Consider the following 241-nt stretch of genomic DNA (forward strand, 5'->3'; position numbering starts at 1 on the left):
CCTGTTTGTCGCCGGCTTCATCGGCTCGCCGTCGATGAACCTGCTCAAGGGCGTCATGCGCAAGGGCAACAAGCCCGGTGTCGACATCGCGGGCACGCTGTTCCCGATCACATCGGGCAATGCCGCGCAGGACGGGCAAGCCGTCGTCTATGGCGTGCGACCGGAGCATCTCGAGATCCATCCCGACGGCGTGCCGGCGAAGATTTCGGTGGTCGAGCCGACCGGCTCGGAAACGCTGGTG

The 241-nt window shown here is 65.6% G+C and carries 1 pseudogene; it reads left to right on the forward strand.

Annotated features, from left to right (window positions below):
• Positions 1 to 241 (forward strand): annotated as a pseudogene (locus EOB49_RS35780) (sugar ABC transporter ATP-binding protein); the annotation flags it as partial.

Source organism: Mesorhizobium sp. M7A.F.Ca.MR.148.00.0.0 (genome assembly GCF_003997735.1).
GTDB lineage: Bacteria > Pseudomonadota > Alphaproteobacteria > Rhizobiales > Rhizobiaceae > Mesorhizobium.